Annotated in this window: 1 protein-coding gene; it reads left to right on the forward strand. The window is 55.8% G+C overall.

From position 1 onward, the window contains the following. On the forward strand, window positions 1-412 hold a 412-nt coding region (locus FHD02_RS24065), incomplete at both ends, for a pyridoxal-phosphate dependent enzyme (RefSeq protein ID WP_220394388.1).

A 412-nucleotide genomic window follows, 5' to 3' on the forward strand; every position in this document is an offset into this window, starting at 1 on the left:
ATCGAAGCCACCAGTGGTAACACCGGCATTGCGCTGGCAATGATTGCCGCGCTGAAAGGCTATCGCATGAAATTGCTGATGCCTGACAACATGAGCCAGGAACGCCGTGCGGCGATGCGTGCTTATGGTGCGGAACTGATTCTTGTCACCAAAGAGCAGGGCATGGAAGGTGCGCGCGATCTGGCGCTGGAGATGGCGAATCGTGGCGAAGGAAAGCTGCTCGATCAGTTCAATAATCCCGATAACCCTTACGCCCATTACACCACTACCGGGCCGGAAATCTGGCAGCAAACTGGCGGGCGCATTACCCATTTTGTCTCCAGCATGGGAACAACCGGCACTATCACCGGCGTGTCACGCTTTATGCGCGAACAATCCAAACCGGTGACCATTGTTGGCCTGCAACCGGAAG

This window comes from Citrobacter sp. EC_71 (assembly GCF_019584005.1).
GTDB classification, from domain to species: Bacteria; Pseudomonadota; Gammaproteobacteria; order Enterobacterales; family Enterobacteriaceae; genus Citrobacter; species Citrobacter werkmanii.